Annotated in this window: 26 protein-coding genes and 1 tRNA gene; 19 read left to right on the top strand and 8 right to left on the bottom strand. The window is 73.9% G+C overall.

All coding sequences use genetic code 11. From position 1 onward, the window contains the following. Positions 1-158: 158 nt before the first annotated feature. The 5 genes from QE401_RS13040 to QE401_RS13020 all read left to right on the top strand — a co-directional run bounded on the left by QE401_RS13040 (position 159) and on the right by QE401_RS13020 (position 4,778). On the top strand, positions 159-1,829 hold the full coding sequence (locus QE401_RS13040) for a formate--tetrahydrofolate ligase (protein ID WP_307138622.1): 1,671 nt from the start codon (positions 159-161) through the stop codon (positions 1,827-1,829). Then, positions 1,826-3,055 carry a tetratricopeptide repeat protein gene (locus QE401_RS13035; RefSeq protein ID WP_307140237.1) on the top strand — a complete coding sequence of 410 codons (1,230 nt, stop codon included), beginning with the start codon at positions 1,826-1,828 and terminating at the stop codon, positions 3,053-3,055. Before QE401_RS13040 ends, QE401_RS13035 begins: the two co-directional genes overlap by 4 nt. Before the next feature lie 242 nt (positions 3,056-3,297). Then, entirely contained in the window at positions 3,298-3,777 is a 480-nt protein-coding gene (locus QE401_RS13030) for a flagellar biosynthesis repressor FlbT (protein ID WP_307138621.1), read from the top strand. Continuing rightward, positions 3,774-4,106 (top strand): flagellar biosynthesis regulator FlaF, encoded by a 333-nt coding sequence (locus QE401_RS13025; RefSeq protein ID WP_307138620.1) that lies wholly within the window; start codon positions 3,774-3,776, stop codon positions 4,104-4,106. The genes QE401_RS13030 and QE401_RS13025 overlap by 4 nt, the downstream gene beginning before the upstream one ends. Positions 4,107-4,412: 306 nt before the next feature. Next, positions 4,413-4,778: a flagellar biosynthesis regulator FlaF gene (locus QE401_RS13020; protein WP_307138619.1), complete on the top strand. Its 366-nt coding sequence runs from the start codon at positions 4,413-4,415 to the stop codon at positions 4,776-4,778. Between the two features lie 109 nt (positions 4,779-4,887). Here QE401_RS13020 and QE401_RS13015 read toward each other — a convergent pair whose 3' ends face one another. Together QE401_RS13015 and QE401_RS13010 are read right to left on the bottom strand one after the other, a co-directional pair. Further along, entirely contained in the window at positions 4,888-5,898 is a 1,011-nt protein-coding gene (locus QE401_RS13015) for a hypothetical protein (RefSeq protein ID WP_307138618.1), read from the bottom strand. Positions 5,899-5,961: 63 nt separating this feature from the next. After that, positions 5,962-6,477, bottom strand: coding sequence for an adenine phosphoribosyltransferase (locus QE401_RS13010; RefSeq protein ID WP_307140236.1), 516 nt, complete (start codon positions 6,475-6,477; stop codon positions 5,962-5,964). Positions 6,478-6,716: 239 nt separating this feature from the next. On the opposite strand from QE401_RS13010, the gene QE401_RS13005 reads away from it, so the two are divergent. Further along, positions 6,717-6,932, top strand: a complete 216-nt coding sequence (locus QE401_RS13005) for a DUF2842 domain-containing protein (RefSeq protein WP_307138617.1) — start codon at positions 6,717-6,719, stop codon at positions 6,930-6,932. Positions 6,933-7,069: 137 nt separating this feature from the next. Here the strand turns inward: QE401_RS13005 and QE401_RS13000 are convergent, their stop codons facing one another. After that, positions 7,070-7,819, bottom strand: coding sequence for a TorF family putative porin (locus QE401_RS13000; RefSeq protein WP_307138616.1), 750 nt, complete (start codon positions 7,817-7,819; stop codon positions 7,070-7,072). A 238-nt stretch (positions 7,820-8,057) separates the two neighbouring features. Continuing rightward, positions 8,058-8,134, bottom strand: a tRNA-Pro gene (locus QE401_RS12995). Positions 8,135-8,310: 176 nt separating this feature from the next. Here QE401_RS12995 and QE401_RS12990 point away from each other — a divergent pair. After that, positions 8,311-8,757 carry a c-type cytochrome gene (locus tag QE401_RS12990; RefSeq protein WP_307138615.1) on the top strand — a complete coding sequence of 149 codons (447 nt, stop codon included), beginning with the start codon at positions 8,311-8,313 and terminating at the stop codon, positions 8,755-8,757. Between the two features lie 119 nt (positions 8,758-8,876). Here QE401_RS12990 and QE401_RS12985 read toward each other — a convergent pair whose 3' ends face one another. After that, positions 8,877-9,551 (bottom strand): cytochrome b/b6 domain-containing protein, encoded by a 675-nt coding sequence (locus QE401_RS12985; protein ID WP_307138614.1) that lies wholly within the window; start codon positions 9,549-9,551, stop codon positions 8,877-8,879. A gap of 130 nt (positions 9,552-9,681) precedes the next feature. On the opposite strand from QE401_RS12985, the gene QE401_RS12980 reads away from it, so the two are divergent. The 10 genes from QE401_RS12980 (at position 9,682) to QE401_RS12935 (ending at position 18,166) form a co-directional block, all read left to right on the top strand. Beyond that, complete coding sequence (locus QE401_RS12980) at positions 9,682-10,866, top strand: LysM peptidoglycan-binding domain-containing protein (protein ID WP_307138613.1); 1,185 nt, start codon at positions 9,682-9,684, stop codon at positions 10,864-10,866. A gap of 130 nt (positions 10,867-10,996) precedes the next feature. Then, complete coding sequence (locus QE401_RS12975) at positions 10,997-11,719, top strand: phosphatidylserine decarboxylase (protein ID WP_307138612.1); 723 nt, start codon at positions 10,997-10,999, stop codon at positions 11,717-11,719. After that, entirely contained in the window at positions 11,716-12,618 is a 903-nt protein-coding gene (locus QE401_RS12970) for a CDP-alcohol phosphatidyltransferase family protein (RefSeq protein WP_307138611.1), read from the top strand. Before QE401_RS12975 ends, QE401_RS12970 begins: the two co-directional genes overlap by 4 nt. 45 nt (positions 12,619-12,663) lie before the next feature. Continuing rightward, entirely contained in the window at positions 12,664-12,888 is a 225-nt protein-coding gene (locus QE401_RS12965; protein ID WP_307138610.1) for a hypothetical protein, read from the top strand. Between the two features lie 195 nt (positions 12,889-13,083). Continuing rightward, positions 13,084-13,800, top strand: coding sequence for a S1 family peptidase (locus QE401_RS12960; protein ID WP_307138609.1), 717 nt, complete (start codon positions 13,084-13,086; stop codon positions 13,798-13,800). Between the two features lie 152 nt (positions 13,801-13,952). Then, on the top strand, positions 13,953-14,390 hold the full coding sequence (locus QE401_RS12955) for a CBS domain-containing protein (RefSeq protein ID WP_307138608.1): 438 nt from the start codon (positions 13,953-13,955) through the stop codon (positions 14,388-14,390). 294 nt (positions 14,391-14,684) lie between these two features. Further along, positions 14,685-15,680 carry a TRAP transporter substrate-binding protein gene (locus QE401_RS12950; RefSeq protein ID WP_307138607.1) on the top strand — a complete coding sequence of 332 codons (996 nt, stop codon included), beginning with the start codon at positions 14,685-14,687 and terminating at the stop codon, positions 15,678-15,680. Between the two features lie 74 nt (positions 15,681-15,754). Continuing rightward, complete coding sequence (locus QE401_RS12945) at positions 15,755-16,294, top strand: TRAP transporter small permease (protein ID WP_307138606.1); 540 nt, start codon at positions 15,755-15,757, stop codon at positions 16,292-16,294. After that, positions 16,294-17,628: a TRAP transporter large permease gene (locus QE401_RS12940; protein WP_307138605.1), complete on the top strand. Its 1,335-nt coding sequence runs from the start codon at positions 16,294-16,296 to the stop codon at positions 17,626-17,628. Before QE401_RS12945 ends, QE401_RS12940 begins: the two co-directional genes overlap by 1 nt. 64 nt (positions 17,629-17,692) lie before the next feature. Then, entirely contained in the window at positions 17,693-18,166 is a 474-nt protein-coding gene (locus tag QE401_RS12935) for a hypothetical protein (RefSeq protein ID WP_307138604.1), read from the top strand. 140 nt (positions 18,167-18,306) lie between these two features. Here QE401_RS12935 and QE401_RS12930 read toward each other — a convergent pair whose 3' ends face one another. Beyond that, complete coding sequence (locus QE401_RS12930; RefSeq protein ID WP_307138603.1) at positions 18,307-18,720, bottom strand: VOC family protein; 414 nt, start codon at positions 18,718-18,720, stop codon at positions 18,307-18,309. Positions 18,721-18,782: 62 nt separating this feature from the next. Here QE401_RS12930 and mscL point away from each other — a divergent pair, with 62 nt between their 5' ends. Continuing rightward, entirely contained in the window at positions 18,783-19,328 is a 546-nt protein-coding gene (gene mscL, locus QE401_RS12925) for a large conductance mechanosensitive channel protein MscL (protein WP_307138602.1), read from the top strand. A gap of 63 nt (positions 19,329-19,391) precedes the next feature. Continuing rightward, positions 19,392-19,784 carry a metallopeptidase family protein gene (locus QE401_RS12920; protein ID WP_307138601.1) on the top strand — a complete coding sequence of 131 codons (393 nt, stop codon included), beginning with the start codon at positions 19,392-19,394 and terminating at the stop codon, positions 19,782-19,784. Between the two features lie 34 nt (positions 19,785-19,818). Here QE401_RS12920 and QE401_RS12915 read toward each other — a convergent pair whose 3' ends face one another. Both QE401_RS12915 and QE401_RS12910 read right to left on the bottom strand, forming a co-directional pair. Continuing rightward, complete coding sequence (locus QE401_RS12915) at positions 19,819-20,418, bottom strand: uracil-DNA glycosylase family protein (RefSeq protein WP_307138600.1); 600 nt, start codon at positions 20,416-20,418, stop codon at positions 19,819-19,821. A gap of 90 nt (positions 20,419-20,508) precedes the next feature. Beyond that, the gene (locus tag QE401_RS12910; RefSeq protein WP_307138599.1) at positions 20,509-21,231 is read right to left on the bottom strand and encodes an NAD-dependent deacylase; all 723 of its coding nucleotides are present in this window, start codon (positions 21,229-21,231) and stop codon (positions 20,509-20,511) included. Positions 21,232-21,256: the final 25 nt, after the last annotated feature.

Raw genomic sequence — 21,256 nt, 5'->3', positions numbered from 1 at the left:
ACGGCGCGGCCACACTCTTGTAAATGTTGTCACTCTTGCGGGGCGGCAACGAGGCGGCGCCGGGGCCGCGCTTGTCCGCCATTGGCCGCCCCCCGCTTGCCGTGGGGTAACGCCTTGTTTAAGCCGGTCGCTCTGCTCCTCTCGCGCAAGGCTCCTTCATGGCGACCGATCTCGACATTGCCCGCGCGGCGACGCTGCTTCCGATCCAGGAGGTGGCCGCCCGCGCCGGCATCCCCGACACGGCGCTGGAGCCCTATGGCCGCTACAAGGCGAAGATCGGGCTGGATTTCCTGCGCGCCCAGGAAGCCAACAGGCCGGGCGCGCTGGTGCTGGTCACCGGCATCAACCCGACCGCGGCGGGGGAGGGCAAGACCACCACCACCATCGGCCTGGGCGATGCGCTGAACAGCCTCGGCACCCGCACCATGATCGCGCTGCGCGAGCCCTCGCTCGGCCCCTGCTTCGGGGTCAAGGGCGGCGCCACCGGCGGCGGCCATGCCCAGGTGGTGCCGATGGAGGAGATCAACCTCCACTTCACCGGCGATTTCCACGCCATCACCGCCGCCAACAACCTGCTGGCGGCGATGATCGACAACCATCTCTACTGGGGCAATGAGCTCGGCCTCGATGCGCGCCGCATCTCCTGGCGCCGCGCCATCGACATGAACGACCGGGCGCTGCGCGGCATCACCGCGGCCCTGGGCGGCGTGCCGAACGGTTTTCCGAGGGAGGATGGTTTCGACATCACCGTCGCTTCCGAGGTGATGGCGGTGTTCTGCCTCTCGAAGGACCTGGCCGACCTGCAGGCCCGGCTGGGCCGCATCATCATCGGCCAGACGCGGGACGGGCGCAGCATCACCGCGCGCGACCTGAAGGCGGATGGCGCCATGGCGGCGCTGCTGCGCGACGCGCTGGCGCCGAACCTGGTGCAGACGCTCGCTGGCTCGCCGGCGCTGGTGCATGGCGGGCCGTTCGCCAATATCGCGCATGGCTGCAACAGCGTCATCGCCACGCGGCTCGCCCTGCAGCTGGCCGATGTCGTCGTCACCGAGGCCGGCTTCGGCGCCGATCTGGGCGCCGAGAAATTCCTCGACATCAAATGCCGCCAGGCGGGCCTCGCCCCCTCGGCCTGCGTCGTGGTCGCGACCGTGCGGGCGCTGAAGCTGCATGGCGGCGTCGCCAAATCGGCGCTGGGCACCGAGGATGTGGCGGCGGTCAATCGCGGCATCGCCAATTTGGCCCGCCATGTGCAGAACATGCAGAAATTCGGCCTGCCCGTGGTGGTGGCGCTGAACAAATTCACCAGCGACACCGAGGCCGAGGTGGCGGCGGTGAAGGCGGCGATGGCGAAGCTCGGCACCGAGGCCATCCTCTGCACCCATTGGGCGGATGGCGCGGCGGGCGCCGCCGATCTCGCCCGCGCCGTGCAGGGGCTGATCGCCGGCGGCACCGCCAAATTCGAGCCGCTCTACAACGACCACATGTCGCTCTCCGGCAAGATTGAGACGGTGGCGCGCGAGATCTACCACGCCGCCAGCGTCGCCATTCCCCCGCCGGTGGCGGCCAAGTTGAAGAAGTTCGAGGAGGCGGGCTTCGGCCATGTGCCCGTCTGCATCGCCAAGACGCAGTATTCCTTCAGCGCCGACCCCTCGCTGATGGGCGCGCCGGAGGGGCATGTGCTGCCGCTGCGCGATGTGCGGCTCTCGGCCGGTGCCGGCTTCATCGTCGCCATCGCCGGCGAGATCATGACCATGCCCGGCCTGCCGCGCCGCCCCGCCGCCGAGGGCATCGGCCTGGATGAAGAGGGCCGCATCGAGGGGCTGTTCTGAGCGGCGCCGCGGATCCGGCGGCGCTGCTGCGCCAGGGCGCGGCGCTGCACCGGCAGGGCGCGCTGGCGGAGGCCGCCGCGCTCTACCGCCAGGTGCTGGCGCTGGCGCCGGAGCAGCCGGACGCGCTGAACCTGCTCGGCACCGTGCTGCGCCAGCAGGGCGACCTCCCCGGCGCCATCGCGCTGATCCGCCGCGCCGTGGCAAGGCAGCCCGAGGCGCCGGTCTATCTGGCCTCGCTCGGCGCGGCCCTGGCCGAGGCCGGGCGGCTGGAGGAGGCGGTGGCCGCGCTGCGCGCCGCGCTGCGGCGCCGCCCGCAGGACGGGCTGAGCCTGCGGCATCTGGGCCAGGCGCTCGCGGCGCTGGGCCGGGCGCGGGAGGCGCTGCCGCCGCTGCGCCAGGCGGTGAAGCTCGAGCCCCGCTCGGCCGAGGCGCGGCTGGCGCTGGCCCATGCGGCGCGCGAGGCCGGGGCAGGGGCCGAGGCGCGGCGCGAGGCCGAGGCGGCTTTGCGCCTGGCCGGAGAGGCGGCCGGCCTGGCCGGGCAGGCGCGTTTCCTGCTGGCCGCCCTCGGCGCCGCCGCGGCGCCGGACCGCGCCCCGGCCGCCTATGTGCGCGACCTGTTCGACCAGTACGCGCCGCGCTTCGACGAGGAGCTGACCCAGCGCCTGGCCTATCGCACGCCGCAGGCGCTGGCCGCGCTGCTGGCGGCCCATGGTGGAGCCGAAGGGGGCGTTCCGGCCGAGGGCACGCTCGACATCCTCGACCTCGGCTGCGGCACCGGGCTGTCCGGCCTGGCGCTGGCGCCCTTCGCGCGGCGGCTGGAGGGGCTGGACCTCGCGCCCCGCATGCTGGCGGAGGCGGCGCGCACCGGCTGCTACACCGCGCTGCACGAGGCCGATCTGCTGGATTTCCTGCCGACGCGCCCCGCCGCCTATGACCTGGTCGCGGCCGCCGATGTGCTGAACTATCTGGGCGATCTGGCCCCCGCGCTCGCCGCCATCGCCGGCGCGCTGCGCCCGGGCGGCCTCGCCCTCTTCAGCGTCGAGACCGGCGCGGCCAGCCCCTACGCGCTGGGGGAGGGGCTGCGCTACCGCCACGCCCTGCCGCATCTGCGCGGCCTCTGCGCAGGGGCCGGCCTCGGCATCCTGGCCGAGCAGGAGAGCGTGCTGCGGCAGGAGCGCGGCCAGGACGTGGCCGGCGCCCTGCTGCTGCTGAGGCGCCTCGTTTAACCGCAGCTTCACCTCTCTCAACACAGGGTGAGACCGCGCCGCCAGCCCGGCGGCGCGGCGCGTCAGCGCGGCGGCCCGGCGCCCCCCGGGCATGGCGGGCCATGCCGGCATGGCCGGCGGCCCGGTGCGAGGAGCGGTCATGTCCCGACCCCCGGCGCGGCCGGCCTGGCCGCCGGACGCGGCCCGTCGCCGCGCCACGCCCCCCCTCACGCTCCTCCGCCTGCCAGGGAAATAGCCCCTCCATGTCCACTCTCGTGCTCGAGCTGCGCCAGGGCGATCTGCTGGTCGTCAACGGCGCCCCGCTGCGTTTCCGCAACCGCACCCGGATCGAGCTGACCAGCCGCGCGCGCTTCCTCTTCGGCAAGCAGATCATGACCCCGGACGCCGCCACCACCCCGGCGCGGCGCATCTATTTCGCGCTGCAGACCGCCTATATCGGCAATGAGGAGGAGCGCGAGCGCGGGCTGGAGCTGGCGCGCGACCTGATCGCCGAATTCCAGCAGGCCACCACCTCCAACCTGGCGCGCGGGCTGCTGGAAAGCGCCCTGGCCCAGGCCGAGCAGGATGAATGCTACCAGGCGCTGAAGCTGGTGCGGCGGGTCATGCAGCATGAGGATGCGGTGCTGGCGGCCATGCCCGGCGCCGCGCCGGCGCCGCTGCCGGGTGCCGCCGTGCCCGTCGCCACCCTCGCCCCGGGCAGCGTCGCGCCGGGCCCGGCATGAGCGCGGCTTCCCCCGCCCTGCCGCCCGCGCCGCGCCTCGGCCGGGCGCAGGAGGCGGCCGCCTTCCGCCTGGTGCAGCGCCAGCTGCGCAACAGCCGCGCCGCCGGGCCGGAGGGGCAGCGGGCGGCGCTGCTGCTGCTGCGCCGGCTGTGGCAGGGCGTGCTGCTGGCGCTGGCGCGCCCCGACAACACCCTGCCCGAGGCGCTGCGCCAGGGCCTCGGCCGGCTGGCCGCCACGGTGCTGCGCGAATGCGCCGGGCCGCGCCCCGATCTCGACCTGCTGCTGCTGCTGAACGGCCAGGTGCTGGCCGGTCTGGCGGCGCGCGGCTGAGCCGGGGCGCCGCCCTCGCCACAAAAAGCGGGAAAAGCGCAAAAATCCCCGGGATTTTAACTGCACCTTAGGACTCCACACGGCATGGTGAGGTCACACCGAGCAGGACGCCGAAGCCCCCCAGGGGCGGGCGCCCCGCCGGAGGGCCAGGGCCGAAGCCGTGGCGGACATCGCAGAAGCACCGTCCTGTTGCCGAGAGGCAGCGCCGCCCCGAACCGGGGGGCGCCGCCTTCCGGGGTGCCGCCCGCCGGGCGGGACCGTCCCGTGCTTCACGCCGGCGCCGCCGGCCGCTGAAAGGATGCCCGCGTGTCCCATTCCTCCGCCCTGGCCCTGATCGAGCCCGCCATGCCCGCCACCGGCTGCGTCGCGCCGGAGAGCGGCGGCGCGCGCGCGCTGGAGGCGGCGGCCTTCCGCCAGGTGAACGCGGCGCTGCGCGCGGCGGGGGAGGACCGGCTGGCGCGGGAGGCGGCGCAGGCTCAGGCGCGCCGGCTGTGGCAGGCGGTGCTGGTCGCCATCGCCGCGCCGGAGAGCACCCTGCCGCTGCCGCTGCGCCAGGGCCTGCTGAGCCTCGGCGCCGCCATGCTGCGCGAGCTGGGGCGCAACCGGCCGGATCTCGACTTCATCCTGGGCATCAACGAGCAGATCGCCGCCGGCCTCGGCCCGCAGCACTGAGCGGCGCGGGCGGTCCGGCCCGCCAGGGCGCCGGGCCGGGCTTCCGCCGCGGCGCGGCAGCAGCGGCATCCTGCAGATCGGCGCGGCGGCACGGGCCGCGCAGCGCGGCTCAGCCCGGCTGCCAGGCCAGCCGACGCAGCAGCCATTCGCGATAGGCCAGCACCGCATCGGGCGGCGGCGTCAGCGCCGCCATGGTCGCCCGCGCCTCGGCCCCCACCAGCGCCGGCGCGGTGATCTCCAGCGGCTGCTTCGCCTCCTCCTCCTGCCAGCGCAGCGCGGCGCGGCGCCACAGCGCCACGACATCGGCCGCCGTCAGCCCGGGCAGCATCAGCGCGGCGCGCAGCCGCAGCGCGGCGAAGCCGGCCTGCGCCGCCGCCACCTGCGAGGGCCGCGCCGGCGCGGCGCCGAAGGCCGGCAGTTCCGGATGGTCGCGCCGCGCCGGGGTGTCCAGCTCCAGCCAGGGGGTCAGCCCCCATTGCTGCGCCCGCAGCGGCGGCAGCGGGTCGGCCACCGGCATCGCATCGGCCTCGCCGCGCTGCACCGCCGCCGCCGCCGCCGCGCCGGCCAGGCCGAAGACCGGCACCGCCGCATGGCCGAGCAGGTCGAGCGCCATCAGCGCCGAGGCCTCGGGCGATTCGGGGCCGGGCAGGGCCAGGCGCAGCGGCGCGCCGCCGCGCGGCGGCAGGCCGGGGCCACGCCCCGCCAGCACCGCCCCCTGCCAGGAGACGCAGAGCGGCAGCCAGGAATCCGGCTGGTATTGCGCGCGGCTCTCGCCCACCAGCCGGGCATGCGCGGCCAGCCCCGGCATCACCAGCAGGGTGCGGCCATCGCCGGCCTCCAGCGTCGCGAAGCGGTTGGCGGCGGTGACGCCGTCCGGCCCGCCCAGCACCGTGCTGCGCAGCGCGACGGCCTGGGGCAGGCCGCGCACCAGGCCGGCGGCCAGGCTGCGCGCCCATTGCGCCGCCTCGCCCCCCTCGGGGCCGGGCAGCAGCAGGGTGGCGCTGTCCGGCAGCGGCGCGCCGGGGGGAGGGGTGGTCTGCGCCCGGGCGCGCCCCGCCAGCCCGGACAGGGCGGCGAGGGCGGAGAGGCGCAGCCAGGCGCGGCGGCCGGAGGAGGTCATGCCGCCGCTGTCGCAGACGGGCGCGGCGGGAAGATGGCAATCCGCACGCCGCACCGCCCGCTCTCAGTCGTCATAGGCGACCAGCGTCTCGACCGGCACGTCGAGCCGCGCGCGGCCGTTCAGGAAGGTCAGCTCGATCAGGGCGGCGGCCAGCGGCACCTCGGCGCCCGCCTTGCGCAGCAGGTGGATGCCGGCGGCCATGGTGCCGCCGGTGGCCAGCAGATCGTCCAGCAGCACCACGCGGTCGCCCGGCTTCACCGCATCCGCCTGGATCTCGATCCGGTCCTTGCCGTATTCGAGGTCGTAATCATAGCCGATGGTGGCGCCCGGCAGCTTGCGCGGCTTGCGCAGCATGATGAAGCCGAGGCCGAGCTCGAGCGCCAGCGGCGCCGCGATCAGGAAGCCGCGGCTCTCGATGCCGGCCAGCAGGGTCGGGCGGTGCGGCTTCACGATCGCGGCCAGCCGGCCCATCGCCGCCTTCCAGGCGGGCCCGTGCCGCAGCAGGGTGGAGATGTCGTAGAACAGGATGCCGGGCTTCGGGAAATCCGGGATGCCGCGGATATGCGCCTTCAGGTCCAACGCATCGGCGCCGGCAGCTTCAGGGGCGGGGGCAGGGGCGGGGGACAGGCCGGTCATCGCGGTCTTTCGGTCAGGCGAAGGCGGAGGGAGGCGGGGCGGCAGGCACCCCCGGGATCGGCGCGGACACTAGGCGCCCGGGGCGCCGGCTGCAACGCGCGGCTGCGCGCGGCTGCGTCCCGCGCGGCGGATTCGGCCCTGCGGGCTTGGCGAAGCGCCGCCGCCATGCCAGGAGCGGGGGCATGTCACGTCCGCTCATCGCCTGGATCATCGGCATTCTCGGGCTCGTCGCCTATCTCGCCCTGGTGCTCCGGGTGGGGGATTGGGTGCTGGCCCAGCACTGGGCCGTGCAGATCCCGTACTTCGTGCTGGCCGGCACGCTCTGGGCCTGGCCGGTGCGCGCGCTGATGTACTGGGGCGCCGGGCGCACCCCGCCGCCGCGCCGCCGGCGGCGCTGAGCCGCCCGGGCGGGTATCGGCGCTGAGCCGCCCGGGCCGGGCCTTGGCGCTCAGGCACCGGGCCGCCCGGGCCATGCGGCGGCATGGGGCCGGCAGCCGGCCGGCGCCCCCGCCGGGGGCACCGGGCGGGGGTGGCGTCAGAAGGCGCGGCTCAGCGTCACCATGGCGCGGGCGTCGCAGAACTTGGCGCCGGCGAAGCACTCGGATTTCGAGACGTCGGTGTCGTAATAGCCGACGGTCAGCATGAAGCCGCCGACGATCTCGCGCGTCACCGCGATCGACCAGTTGGTGTAGTCGGGCGCGCCATAGCGCGTGTTCTTCTCGATCCACTGGTAGCCGACGCGGCCGGCCAGGGTGAAGTCGAAGGGCAGGCTGATATCGGCGCCGCCCTCGACATACACGGCCGAGCCGGTCTCGAAGTAGAAATTGGGCGACCAGGCGACGGTGCCGACGAACTTCACCGGGTCCAGCGTGTAGCTGCCCTTCAGGATCGCCTCGAAGTAATTGTAGTCGTAGCTGCCCGTCGGCGTGTCATAGCCCGGATAGGTGTAGTAGACGCCGCCCAGGTCGAGGCTGACGCCCGCCAGCTCGAAGCGGTAGCCGGCCAGCACGTCCAGCTCCTGCCGGGCATTGCTGCCGGGGAAGGTGACGTTGCTGGCGAAGGCGCCGACATAGAACCCGCTCTCATGCTGCGCATCCAGGGTCAGCTGGATGGCCGGGCGGTTGCGCGTCTGCGAGATGCCGCGGAACAGATAGTCGCTCGACACCGAGGGGGTGGCGGTGACCGTCAGCCCCAGGCTTTCGATCTCGGTCTGCGCCGCGGCCGGCAAGGCCAGCAGCGGAATGCTCAAGGACAAGGCAGTGGCAAGCGCGAGATGCGGCTTCATCGGCAGGGTTCCTTCCCGCCGGCGGCCTCGTGCCGCCGGTGGTATCGATGCCGAAGCAAAATCTGTGCAACTTTTCGGGGGGATCGGTGCGGCGACGAAAAAAAGCCGCTTCGGGGGTTGGCCCGGCCGGCCGGCGGCCCGCCTCGCCTGCCCGGGGCGGGGCCCGACGCGGTCCTGGCCGGACAAACAAAAACCCCGCCTGCCAGGGGCAGGCGGGGTTTCCGCTGGCCGGTTCAGTTGGTCGGAGCGAGAGGATTCGAACCTCCGGCCCCTGCGTCCCGAACACAGTGCTCTACCAGGCTGAGCTACGCTCCGTCGTCCCGGCCAGCGCGCCGCTCGGTGTCCCGATCGGCTGGTGGGCGGGGCGTATAACCCCGCCCGGAGAGGTCGGCAAGGGTGCCTTTGCAGTTTGCCGGAAGAAAAGCGGCTGCGCGGCGGCCGGCCGGCATGGTCTGATGGCCGCCCCTGCCCAAGCCCCGTGGAGAATGCGGATGAAGCGTTTCCTGTTCGCCTGCGCCCTGTCCCTGCCCGTGCTGGCTGCCCTGCCGGCCGCCCCGCCCGCCTGGGCCCAGGGCGACGTCATCGCCACCCGCAAGGAAGGGCTGAAGCGCATGGGCGGCGAGATGGAGGCCATCAAGGGCATCCTCGACCGCGGCGAGGCGGTCGGGCCGGTGGCGGCGCGCGCCGAGGCGATGGCCGCCTTCTTCCAGACCCTGCCCAACCTCTTCCCGCCCGGCAGCGACCAGGGCGACACCCGCGCCCGCGCCACCGTCTGGTCGGAGCGCGCCGGCTTCGAGACCGCCGCCGCCAACATGGTCACGGCGCTGGGCAGGCTGCAGCAGGCGGCGGCCAGCGGCGATGCCGGCGCCACCGCCACCGCCTTCCGCGAGGCCGGCGCCACCTGCGGCGCCTGCCACCGCGCCTACCGCTCCCGCTGATCCGTCAGCCGCCGGTTTTCTGTCTGCTGCCGGTCAGGGCCGGGACGGGAGGGAGGGCATGGTCATCCCTCCGCTCCGGCCCAGGCGGGCAGGGGGGAGCGCCCCGGCTGCGCTACGCCTCAGCCGCCGATCAGGCCGGTGCGGAACAGCAGCGCCGGAATGGCGGCCAGCACCAGCAGCAGCAGGCCGAGCCAGAAGGGCGCCAGCCTTGGCGCCGTGCTGCCGGCGGGCAGCCATTTCCAGCCGGTGATCATCGGCCGCACCAGATTCTGCCCCTTGGCCAGGAAATAGAGCCCGACCGCCAGCACATGCAGCGCCGCCAGCGCCAGGATCAGGTTGAAGGCGCGGATATGGATCCAGGTCGCCCAGTCGCTGACCGCAGGCGGCGCGCTGCGCGCCAGCGGACCGCTGGTGAAGATCTGGTCGTCGGCGAAGAGGCCGCTGACCGCCTGGGTCAGCAGCGCCGCGATCAGCGCCAGCACCATCCAGCCGCCGGCGGCGTTGTGGCCGATCTCGCGGTCCGGCTCGCGCCGGAACAGGTGGCGCAGATGGCCGAAGGCGGCCAGCGGCGAGCGCAGGAAGCGCCCGAACCGCGCCGTGTCCGAGCCCAGCACCCCCCAGGCCAGGCGGAACAGCAGCAGCGTCAGGATGGCGTAGCCGCTGGTCATGTGCAGATCCATGCGGCCGGTCTCGGCGCTCCACCAGGACAGGCCGATCAGCCCGATCAGCGCCCAGTGCACCAGCCGCACCCAGCCATCCCAGACCTTGACGCGAATCGGCGCGGGCTCGGGCATGGCGGTCTCCTTGGCGGGGCGGCGGGAGCCCCGATGTGAGGCCGCGCCGCCACGCCCCGCAAGGCGGTTTCGCGGGCTTGCGAAACCGCCTTGTCCTGCGGGGCCGGCTGCGCCTAGTTACGGAACCATGATGGATCAGAAACGCGCCGGTCTGCTGGCATTGCTGGCGGTGGCGGGCTGCGCCGCGCTGGGCAGCACCGCCTGGTGGCTGGGCCGCGCGCCGCGCCCGGCCGGGGAGGCGCGCGCCCTGCCGGCGCCGGCCACCGGGGCCGCCCCCGCCGCGACGGCCCCCGCGGCCGCCGCCGCCCCGGCCGCCGCCGCCGCGCCCTCCGCCCCCAGCTTCGACATCGCCCGCATCGGCGCCCGCGGCAATGCGGTGGTCGCCGGCCGCGCCGCGCCGGGGGCCGAGGTCTCGCTGCAGGACAATGGGCGCGAGCTGGGCCGGGCGCGCGCCGATGCGCGCGGCGAATGGGTGATCCTGCCGGCCGAGCCGCTGGCCCCCGGCGGCCATGAGCTGTCGCTGCAGGCGCAGAATGAGGGCGTGACCCAGCAGGGCCGCGACACGGTGGTGGTGCTGGTGCCCGAGCCCGAGGCGCCGCGCCCGCGCCTGGCCGACAGCCGCGCCACCGCCCCGCGCGCCGCCGATCCCGCCCCCGCCGGAAGCGCCGCGCCGGATGCGGCGCAGCCCGCCGCGCCGGGGCCGGTCGCCATCCTGCTGCCGGCGCCGGGCAGCGACGCCGCGCCGCGCCTGCTGCAGGGCGAGCCGGCGCCGGGCGCCGCCGCGCCGGCCGCCGCCCCCTCCGGCAGCGCCGCGCCGGGCCAGGCGGCGGCGACATCGGGCGCCACCGCCGCGCCGGCGGCCGGGGTGTCGAGCGGCGCGCTCGGCCTCGACGTGGTGGATTACGAGGAAGGCGGCGCCATGCGCTTCGCCGGCCGCGCCCCTGGCGGGGCGGCGGTGCGGCTTTATGTCGACGGCGCCCATGCCGGCGATTCGCGCGCCGATGCCGAGGGCCGCTGGACCCTGACGCCCGAGGCGGTGCCCGCCCCCGGCCTGCACACGCTGCGGGTCGAGCAGATCGGGCCGCGCGGCCAGGTCGCCGCCCGGCTGGAGCTGCCCTTCCAGCGCGAGGCGGCGCCGGAGGCCGCGGCGCCCGGGCAGATGACGGTGCAGCCCGGCCACAGCCTGTGGCGCATCGCCCGCGGCACCTATGGCCGCGGCACGCGCTACACCGTGATCTACCGCGCCAATCGCGACCAGATCCGCGATCCGCACCGCATCTATCCGGGGCAGATCTTCACCCTGCCGCCGGGCTGAGCCGCGCCGCGCGGCGCGGCGGCGCGCCCGCTTGCGGCCGGCGAATCTGCGGAAAACCGCGCGCCGACAGGGTTTTGCCAGGAAGCAGCGGTTGTTTGCGCGACCGCGACGGACCATAACCGGGGGCATCATGGCGCTCATGGAAAGCCTTCGCATGGTCCTGGCCCCGCCGCATCCGGCGGGCCGGCCCTTCATCATCGGCGGTGCCGTCGTGGCGGTGCTCGGCGGGTTGATCACCGGCCCCTGGCTGTTCTGGCCCGGCCTCCTCTTCACCCTGTTCTGCCTCTACTTCTTCCGCGATCCGGAACGGGTGGTGCCGGACCGGCCGGTCTTCGTGGCCCCCGCCGATGGGCGGGTGGTCAGCGTCGCCCAGGCGGTGCCGCCGGCCGAGCTCGGCCTCGGCCCGCAGCCGCGCTGGCGCGTCGCCATCTTCCTGTCGGTGCTGGACGTGCATGTGAACCGCAGCCCGGCCGCCGGCACGGTCACCCGCATCGCCTATCGCCACGGCAAGTTCGTCAGCGCCAACCTCGACAAGGCCAGCGACGACAATGAGCGCAACGCGCTCGCCATCCGCCTGACCGATGGCCGCGACATCGCCGTGGTGCAGATCGCCGGGCTGATCGCCCGCCGCATCCTGTGCGATGTGCGCGAGGGCGACGCGCTGCGCGCCGGCGAGCGCTTCGGCATCATCCGCTTCGGCAGCCGCACCGACCTGTACCTGCCGGAAGGCGTGGTGCCGCTGGTGCAGGAAGGCCAGCTGATGATCGGCGGCGAGACGGTGATCGCCGATCTGTCGCCGGCCGGCCCGGCCATCGCCGAGCCCGTCGCCCCGCTTCCGGGCGCCCCCGCATGACGCCCCGCCCGCCGCGCCCCCGGCGCTTCCGCTTCGCCCCGCGCCAGCGCCCGCGATTCCAGGGCCAGTCCTTCAACCGGCTGATCCCGAACATCCTGACGCTGCTCGGCCTCTGCTCGGGGCTGATGGCGATGCGGTTCGCGCTGGAGGGGCGGTGGGAACCCGCCGCCGGGCTGATCATCCTGGCCGGCGCCATCGACGGGCTGGATGGCAGGCTGGCCCGGCTGCTGAAGGCGACCAGCCGCTTCGGCGCCGAATTCGACAGCCTGGCCGATTTCCTCTCCTTCGGCGTCGCCCCGGCGATGATCCTCTATCTGTGGACCATGCATGATTATCGCGGCCTGGGCTTCGTGCCCTGCGTGATGTTCGCGGTCTGCATGTCGCTGCGGCTCGCCCGCTTCAACGCGGCGCTGGAGGCCGGGCCGGTGCCGCTGACCGGCCCGCCGCCCAAGCCCGCCTATGCGCAGAGCTTCTTCACCGGCGTGCCGGCCCCGGCGGGCGCGCTGCTCGGCATGTTCCCGGTCTTCGCCTCGCTGGCCTTCGCCGGCTGGGGCTGGGACACGCTGGCCGCCGCGGTGCGCCACCCGCTCTTCGTCGGCTGCGTGCTGATCGTGACGGCGCTGATGCTGGTCTCCACCCTGCCGACCTGGTCCTTCAAGAACTTCAAGGTGCCGCGCCAGGCGATCCTGCCGCTGCTGCTCTCGATCGGCGCCTATGCCGCGCTGCTGGTCAGCGAGCCCTGGGCGGCGCTGGCGGCGGCGGGGCTGATCTATGTCGGCATGCTGCCCTTCTCCGTCCGCTCCTATCTGCGGCTGAAGCGCGAGGCGGAGGAGCTGATCCAGCCGGTGACCGCCGCCGCCGAGGGGCCCTCCGACGGCCCCGGCCCGACCACCGGCTGAGGCAGGGCCAGGCGTGCGGGGGGACAGCAAGCAACAGGGTTCGGCGTGACGGCCGGCCCGCGTCCCGCGCCCCCCGCCACGCGGCCGCTGCGCGGCCCGGCCCCGGCCCTGGGCATGCACCGGCTGCGGCCCCGCTGGTCGCCGCCGCCCCGCCCGGCCAATGATCGCGGCCTGCCCCCGCCCTTCCGCCCGGTGCGCGGCGCGCTGCGCGGGGCGCTCGGCTTCCTGCTGATCCTGCTGCTGCTGCTGGCCGCCGGGCTGCGCTTCTGAGGCCAGGCCCCCCGGCGTCGCCGGGCTCTGCCGGCCAGGATGTGGCCGCGCCCCGCGCTTCAGCTTTTCTTCACCCCTCTTCCCTAGCTTGAGATCGTCCCGGTCACGCAGTCGTGAGTCGAGGGATTCGAACGTTTTGCGTATCGATTCTAACCAAAAGGTTGATCCGAATGCGGCGATGAGAACGGGTGGCGCATGCAGCGCAGCAAACTGGCGAGGCGGGGTTTTCTGGTCATGGCGGCGGGCGGGCTGCTCGGCGCCTGCGGCACGGTGCGGGAGGCGGCACGGCAGGCCCAGGGCACGCCGGCCGAGCGCATCGCGCTCTCCGGCTTCGCCGCGGTGCAGCTGCAGGGCGCGGCGCGCGGCTCGGCCATCGGCTTCGATGGCACGCATCTGCTGACCTGCGCCCATGTGCTGGGCAGCGCCGAGGGTCTCACCCTGCGCCGCGCCGACGGGGTGGAGGTGGCGGCCCAGCTGGTCGGCCGCAGCCCGCGCATGGACCTCGCCGTGCTGCGCGCGCCGGAAGGCTTCCTCGACCCCGCCCGGCCGGCGCTGGCGCGGCTGCCGCAGAGCGGCGAGGCGGTCTGGGCCGCCGGCGCCCCCGGCCTCGGCGCCGCCATCGCCAGCGGCCATGTCGAGGCCCCGGATGCCGAGATGCCGGGCTTCGGCCGCGGCTTCACCGCCCGCATGCCGGCGCTGATGGGCTATTCCGGCGGGCCGGTGGTGGATGGCCAGGGAAGGCTGCTGGGGCTGACCGCGGCGCTGCCGGCCTCCGGCGCGGCCGGTGCCCTGGCGCTGCTGACCGGCGCCGATCTGGACGGCATGCTGCGGCGCGACCGCCAGGTCTTCGTGCTCTCCTACCACCGCGCGGCGGCGGAGGCGGGGCGGCTGCTCGGTCGCACAGCCGCGTGAAGGCCCTGGGCCGGGGCCGATTCTCCTGGACAGATTACAGCGCCGCCATGCACGCTCGGGGCAATTCAACCGGGGCGGGAATGCCCTCCCTGCCATCCTTCTCGTCAGGGTGGCGGGCCGGGCCGGCGGACCGCCTGAACAGGAGGAATGCCATGACCATCGCGCGCATCCTGCAGGGCAAGGGCGGACAGGTCGTCTCGGTCGGGCCGCTGGACGACGCCACCGCCATCGCCCGCACCCTGGCGCAGCACCGCATCGGCGCCGTGCTGGTGCGCGACGCCACCGGCAGCGTGCTCGGCATCGTCTCCGAGCGCGACATCGCCCGCGCCCTGGCGGCGCATCACGAGGCCACCGCCCGGCTGCGCGCCGAGCAGCTGATGACCCGCGTGCTGCACACCGCGACGCCCGAGACCTCGGTCTGCGAGGCGCTGGCGCTGATGACCGATCGCCGTGTCCGCCATTTGCCGGTGCTGGAGCGCGATGGCAGCCTGGCCGGCATGGTCTCGATCGGCGATCTGGTGAAGCAGCGCATCGCCGAGGCCGAGCAGGAGGCGCAGGAGCTGCGCGAATTCGTCACCTCGGCCGGCTGAGGCCGGGGGCACCCGCCGCGCCGCCACCCGGCGGGCGGGGCGGGTGAGCGGGCGGGCAGGGCAGGCGGCGCCGGACTCCCGGCCGGAACCGGTTGCGGCCCGGTCGCGCGGCCGGCCGCCCCCGCATCCGGCGTTCCGCGCCGGGCCTGCCTGTTTTGGCGGCATTCCCGCGCCGCCCCGGCCGCTTCCCCGGCAGAACCCCCCTTGCGCCCATTTCCGACCCGGTTCGATGATGCGTCAGCGACAGGGTCACCAGGGCCATAAGGCCCGGGGCCACAAGATCCGGGGGCTTCCATGCAACATCTCTCGCGCCGCACCCTGCTGGCGGCCGGCGCCGCCGGCGCCCTGGCCAGCGGCCTCCATGGCCGCGCCGCCCAGGCGCAGACCCGCTGGCAATTCGCCACGCCCTATCCCGATGGCAATTTCCACACCCGCAATGTCCGGCAATTCGTCGAGGAGGCGCAGCAGGCCTCGGCCGGGCGGCTGCAGATCCAGCTGCACACCAATGCCGCCCTGCTGAAGATGCCGGAGATCCGGCGCGGCGTGCAGACCGGCCAGGTGCAGCTGGGCGAGATCCTGATCTCCGCCTATGGCAATGAGGATCCGTTCTTCGAGCTGGACGGCATCCCGCAGCTGGTCACCAGCTACGCCCAGGCGCGCAAGCTGGCCGAGCTGTCGCGCCCCTATATCGAGGCGCGGCTGAAGCGCACCGGCATCACCCTGCTCTACATGGTGCCCTGGCCGCCCTCGGGCTTCTACACCAACTTCCCGGTCGACACGATCGAGGCGCTGCGTGGCAACAAGATGCGCACCTTCAGCGCCGCCACCAACCGCTTCGCGACGCTGGTCGGCGCCACGCCCACCCTGGTGCAGGCGGCCGAGGTGGCGCAGGCCTTCGCCACCGGCGTGGTCAATTCCATGGTCACCTCGGCGGCGACCGGCGTCGATGTGCAGGCCTGGGACTTCGCCAAGTTCTTCACGCCGATCGGCTTCACCTGGACCAAGAACGCGGTCTTCGTGCAGAGCCGCGCCTTCGAGGCGCTGCCGGCCGAGCTGCGCGAATCCATCCTCGCCGCCGCCCGCACCGCCGAGACGCGCGGCTGGGAGATGTCGGAGGCCGAGCAGGCGGCGCGCGAGAAGATCCTCGCCGATCGCGGCATGACGGTGAACCAGCCCAGCGAGGCCCTGAAGGAGGGCATGGCCAAGGTCTCCGAGACCATGGTGCAGGAATGGCTGGCCAAGGCGGGCGAGGATGGCCGCAAGCTGATCGAGGCCTATCGCGCCGCCTGAGGCGCTGCCCGGCCCCCGGGGGCGGCGCCGCCGCCCCCGCTCATTCCCTTTGATCGCTGCGGGAGGTGTCGCGCATGCGCAAGCTGCGGGCTGCGCTCGATGCTCTGTATCTGCTGGGTGGGGTGGGGGGCGCGCTGGCGCTCGCCCTGATCGCCCTGGTCATCGCCGCCCAGGTGGGTGGCCGCTTCCTCGGCCGCGCGGTGGAGGGGGCGGATGACCTGACCGCCTTCGCCGTCGCCGCCTCCGCCCTGCTGCCGCTGGCCTATGCCTTCCGGCATGGCGCGCATATCCGCGTCGACCTGATCCTCGGCCGCCTCTCCGGCCGGCCGCGCCTGGTGATGGAGGCGATGGCCCTGGTGCTCTCGGCCATCATCGCCGGCTGCTTCGCCTGGTCGCTGCTCGACCTCGCCGCGGATTCCTTCGCCTTCGACGATGTGGCGCAGGGCAGCATCGCCTGGAAGCTGTGGCCGCCCCAGGCCATGGCCGGCTTCGGCGCCGCGCTCTTCACCCTGGCGCTGCTCGACGACCTGGCGGTGCATCTCTCGGGCGGCACCCCCTCCTATCGCCGGCACGAGGCGAAATCGGCCATGGAACGCGCGGCGGAGGAGCTGTGATGGACCCGACCCAGCTTTTCCAGGCCGGCATGCTGCTGCTGGCCCTGCTGTTCCTGTTCCTCGGCCTCGGCGTCTGGATCGGCCTGGCGCTGGCCGCGGTCGGCTTCTGCGGCATCGTCGTGCTGCCCTGGCTGATGCCGGCCATGGCCTCGATGCCGGTCGAGAAGGTGATGGGCACCGCCATCTGGCAGTCCATGGCCTCCTGGACGCTGGCCGCCCTGCCGCTGTTCATCTGGATGGGCGAGATCCTGTTCCGCACCAAGCTGTCGGAGGACATGTTCCGCGGCCTGGCGCCCTGGGTGCAGCGCCTGCCCGGGCGGCTGATGCATGTGAACGTCATCGGCTGCGCCATCTTCGCCGCCGTCTCCGGCTCCTCCGCCGCGACGGCCGCCACCATCGGCAAGATGTCGCTGCCGGCGCTGCTGGAGCGCGGCTATCACCGGCCGATGGCGATGGGCAGCCTGGCCGGGGCCGGCACGCTCGGCCTGCTGATCCCGCCCTCCATCGTCATGATCGTCTATGGCGTCGCCGCCGAGGTCTCGGTGGTGCGGCTGTTCATCGCCGGCGTGCTGCCGGGGCTGATGCTGGTGGCGCTGTTCAGCGGCTATATCGCCCTCTGGTCGATGCTGAACCCCGGCCTGACCCCGCCACGCGACCCGCCCATGCCGCTGCGCGAGAAGCTGCGCGCCGGCGCCCAGCTCTTCCCGGTCATGCTGCTGATCGGCTTCGTCATGGCCAGCATCTATTTCGGCTGGGCGACGGCGACCGAGGCGGCGGTGTTCGGTGTGGTGGGCGCCCTGGCGCTGTCGGCCTGGGGCCGGACGCTCACCTGGTCCTCCTTCGTCGACAGCCTGATGGGCGCCACGCGCCTGGCCTGCATGATCAACCTGATCCTGGCCGGCGCCGCCTTCCTGACCCAGGCCATGGCCTATTCCGGCATCCCGGCGGCGATGGCCGCCTGGGTCGGCCAGCAGGGCTTCAGCCCGGCCATGATCATCCTGGTGCTGACGCTGATCTATCTGGTGCTGGGCTGCTTCATCGACGGCATCAGCATGATCGTGCTGACCGCCTCGGTGGTGCTGCCGGTGGTGGCGGCGGCCGGCTTCGACCTGGTCTGGTTCGGCATCTTCATCGTGCTGGTGGTCGAGATGGCGCAGATCACGCCCCCGGTCGGCTTCAACCTTTTCGTGATCCAGGGGCTGACCGGGGAGAACATCCTCTCCGTCGCCCGTGCAACACTGCCCTTCTTCCTGTTGATGCTGCTGGCGGTGGTGATCGTCACGGCCTTCCCGGCCATCGTCACCTGGCTGCCGGAAACCATGCTGGCGCGCTGAGCGCCAGCACAACCTTTCACCGCATGCCGCGTTCCCTGTTCCGCAGTGACAAGGAGCGAGCAGCATGAAACTGCACGTGATCGGTGCCGCCACCCTGGCTCTGGCCCTGGCGGCCTGTGGAACCAATGAGCGTGACCGTGTGCAGGGCGGCGCTGCCGCCGGTGCCGCGACGGGGGCCGGTGTCGGCGCCCTGGGCGGCCCGGTGGGGGCGGCGGTCGGTGCGGTGGTCGGCGGCGGCGCCGGCGCGGTGACCGGCGCCACCACCTCGCCGCAGGACGTCAATCTGGGCCGCCCGCTGTGGCGCGACCCGGAGGTCCGCACGCCGCTGGATGAGCGCAACCGCCGCAGCAGCACCCGCCGCACCACCACCAGCCGCGCCAACAGCGACGGCGCCTATATGGGCGGCGGCATGGTGGTCGAGCAGGGCGGCACCCCGGCCAATCCGGCACCCGCCGGCAGCGTCGGCAACACCAGCACCGGCAGCACGACCGGCGTGCCGGCGACGCCGACCAACCCGGCGCCGCGCACCACGCCCTGATCGGGCGGAGCGACACGGGCGGCACCCGCCTGGCGGGGCCGCCGCCCGGAATGCGGACAGGGCCGGCCCAGGGGCCGGCCCGTCATGCTGTCCGCGGCTGCGCCCTGGCTGCCATCCCCTCCGCTGTCCCGGCCGGGACCTCAGCCGGGCGGGGCGGGCCAGTCGCCGCGGCCGAAGCGCTGCACCTCCAGCAGGTAGCCGGCCGGGTCGCGGAAGAAGAAATGCTCCACCCCATAGGCCTCCGACCAGGCGGGCGCCTCGCCCACCGCGACGCCGCGCGCCCGCAGCGCGGCATGGCAGGCGGCGACCTGTTCGGTGACGAAGGTGACCACCACCCCGCCCTCGGCGCGCGGATTGTCGGTGGCGCGTTCGGCGCGGGCGCGGCAGACGCCCAGGAAGGCGCGGCCGCCGGCCACGTCATAGATGCGGCAGCTGCCCTGGTCCTGCACCAGGGGCAGCTCCAGCACGGTCTCGTAGAAGTGCCAACTCGCCTCCGGCGCGCTGGCGTAGAGGAAGGTGATCTGCTGGCCGAGGCCGGGGAGGGGTGCGGGCATGCCGCCATGCTGCCGCATCGCCCGGGGCCTGGCCAGCGCCGCCGAGCCCGAGGAGCCCCCGCATGAAGCCACGCCTTCCCGTCAGCCAGCCGCTCTGGGTGAAGGAATTCAAATCCTTCATCATGCGCGGCAATGTCGTCGATCTGGCGGTCGGTATCGTCATCGGCGCCGCCTTCACCGGCATCGTCAATTCGCTGGTGCAGGACCTGATCAACCCGATCATCGGCCTGCTGATCGGCGGCGTCGATTTCTCCAACGTCTTCGTGGTGCTGAGCGGCCAGCGCGGCCCCTCGCTGGAGGCGACGCGGCAATCCGGCGCGGCGGTGCTGGCGCTGGGCCAGTTCATCAACGCCATCATCCGCTTCCTGATCGTCGCCATGGCGATCTTCTGGCTGCTGCGGGTGCTGACCAAGCTGCATATCCGCCAGAAGGAGGAGGCCAAGCCGGCCGGCCCGACGCCGCAGGAGAAGCTGCTGGCCGAGATCCGCGACCTGCTGCGCGAGGGGCGCCCGGCCACCGCCACCCCCGCCGCCGGGACCGGCGCCGTCGTGCCGCCCGCCGGACCGCAGCCGGGGCCCGGCCCCGGCCCCTCCCTGCCGCCGCGCTGAGCCGCGGGCGGCGGCGGAGCCTCGGCGGTCGCCGCCGCCCCCGGCCGGTGCTAAAGGGTGCCCATGCGCTTCAACCATCCCCCCTCGATCGAGGATCTGCAGGACATGGCCGAGACCGCCTTCGCGGCGATCCCGGCCGAGCTTCGCCAGGCCGTGCGCGGCGCCGCCATCCTGGTCGAGGAAGTGCCGGACGAGGAGACGCTGGAGGCGCTCGACCTGCAGCATCCCTGGGAGCTGACCGGCCTGTATCGCGGCACGCCGCTGACCGAGAAGAGCAGCCTCGGCGTGCCGACCGAGCCGGACATGATCCTGCTCTACCGCGAGCCGATCCTGGTCGAGTGGATCGAGACCGGCGAGGATCTGTTCCGCCTGGTCCGCAACGTGCTGATCCACGAGATCGGCCATCATTTCGGCTTCTCGGACGAGGACATCGCCCGGCTGGAGGGGGAGGGCTGAGGCCCTCCGCCGCCTCGCCACCCCGCCGCCGGGGCTAGCCCCCGCGCAGCGCTACCGCCACCTCCGCCCGCAGCGCCGGCAGCACCTCCGCCTCGAACCAGGGGCGCGACGCCGCCCAGAGCTTCGTCCGCCAGGAGGGATGCGGCAGGGGGAAGATTTTTGCCGGCAGATGCGCCCGGAAGCCCTGCACCGTGGCGCCAAGATCGCGCGCCGCCGCCGCGCCCAGCCGGCCCGCGATGGCGTAGCGGCCGAGCAGCAGGGTGAGGCGAATGCCGGTCATCGGCGGGCCCAGGCGCGGCTGCCAGAGCGGCGCGCATTCCGGCCGTGGCGGCGCGTCGCCGCCGCGCGGCAGCCGGCCCGGATAGCACAGCCCCATCGGCAGGATCGCCACTTCCCCGGCATAGAAGCCGGCGCGGTCGAGCCCCAGCCAGTCGCGCAGCCGGTCCCCTGCCTTGTCGTTCCAAGGGATGCCGGTGATGTGGGCCTGGGTGCCCGGCGCCTGGCTGATGATCAGCAGCCGCGCCGCCGGGCTGACGCGGAAGATCGGCCTCGGCCCGAGCGGCAGATGCGGCGCGCAGAGCGTGCAGCGCCGCGCCTCGGCCGCCAGCGCGTCGAGATCGGGTGTCAGCGGCATCGCGCCGGCAGGCGCGTCAAGGCCATCGCGCCGGCAGGCGCGTCAAGACCATGGCCGGCAGGCGCGTCAAGACCGTGGCCGGAAGGCGCGTCAAGGCCATCGCGCCAGCAGGCGCTCCACCGCCGCCGGGACGATCTCCGTCGCCGGCCCGTGCTCGGCATGGTCGAACAGGTGGCTGCCGAGGCTCGGCTCCAGATTCAGCTCCAGCGTCTCGGCCCGGCCGCGCAGCGCGGCGACGAAACCGGCCGCCGGATAGACCTGGCCCGAGGTGCCGACCGACAGGAACAGCCCGCAGCGCGCCATCGCCGCCTCGATCCGGTCGAGGCCGAGCGGCGTCTCGCCGAACCAGACCACATGCGGCCGCAGCCCGCCCGTGGCGCCGCAGGCGGGGCAGGGGGTGGCGGTGGAGAGATCCGCCTCCCAGGGCAGCACGGCGCCGCAGCGCAGGCAGCGCGCCTTGCGCAGCTCGCCATGCATCGGCAGCAGCCGGGCCGCGGCCTCGCCCGGCATGGCGCGGGCATGCAGGTCGTCGACATTCTGCGTCACCAGCAGCGCCTCGCCGGGCCATTCGGCAAGCAGCCGGGCCAGCGCGCGATGCGCGTCATTGGGCTGCACGCCCGGGTCGCGCAGCTGGGCGCGGCGGGCATTGTAGAAGGCGTGCACCCGCGCCGGGTCGCGGGCGAAGGCCTCGGGCGTCGCCACATCCTCGATGCGGTGGCGGGCCCAGAGCCCGTTCGGGTCGCGAAAGGTGGCCAGGCCGGATTCGGCGGAAATGCCGGCGCCGGTCAGCACGATCAGGGCGGGGGCGGACATGGCCGCCAGCCTTCCCGTGCCGGGA

The organism is Pseudoroseomonas cervicalis (genome assembly GCF_030818485.1).
Taxonomy (GTDB): Bacteria; Pseudomonadota; Alphaproteobacteria; order Acetobacterales; family Acetobacteraceae; genus Pseudoroseomonas; species Pseudoroseomonas cervicalis_A.
Note: the sequence above shows the minus strand (reverse complement) of the source record. Positions and strands in the feature narration are given on the sequence as shown.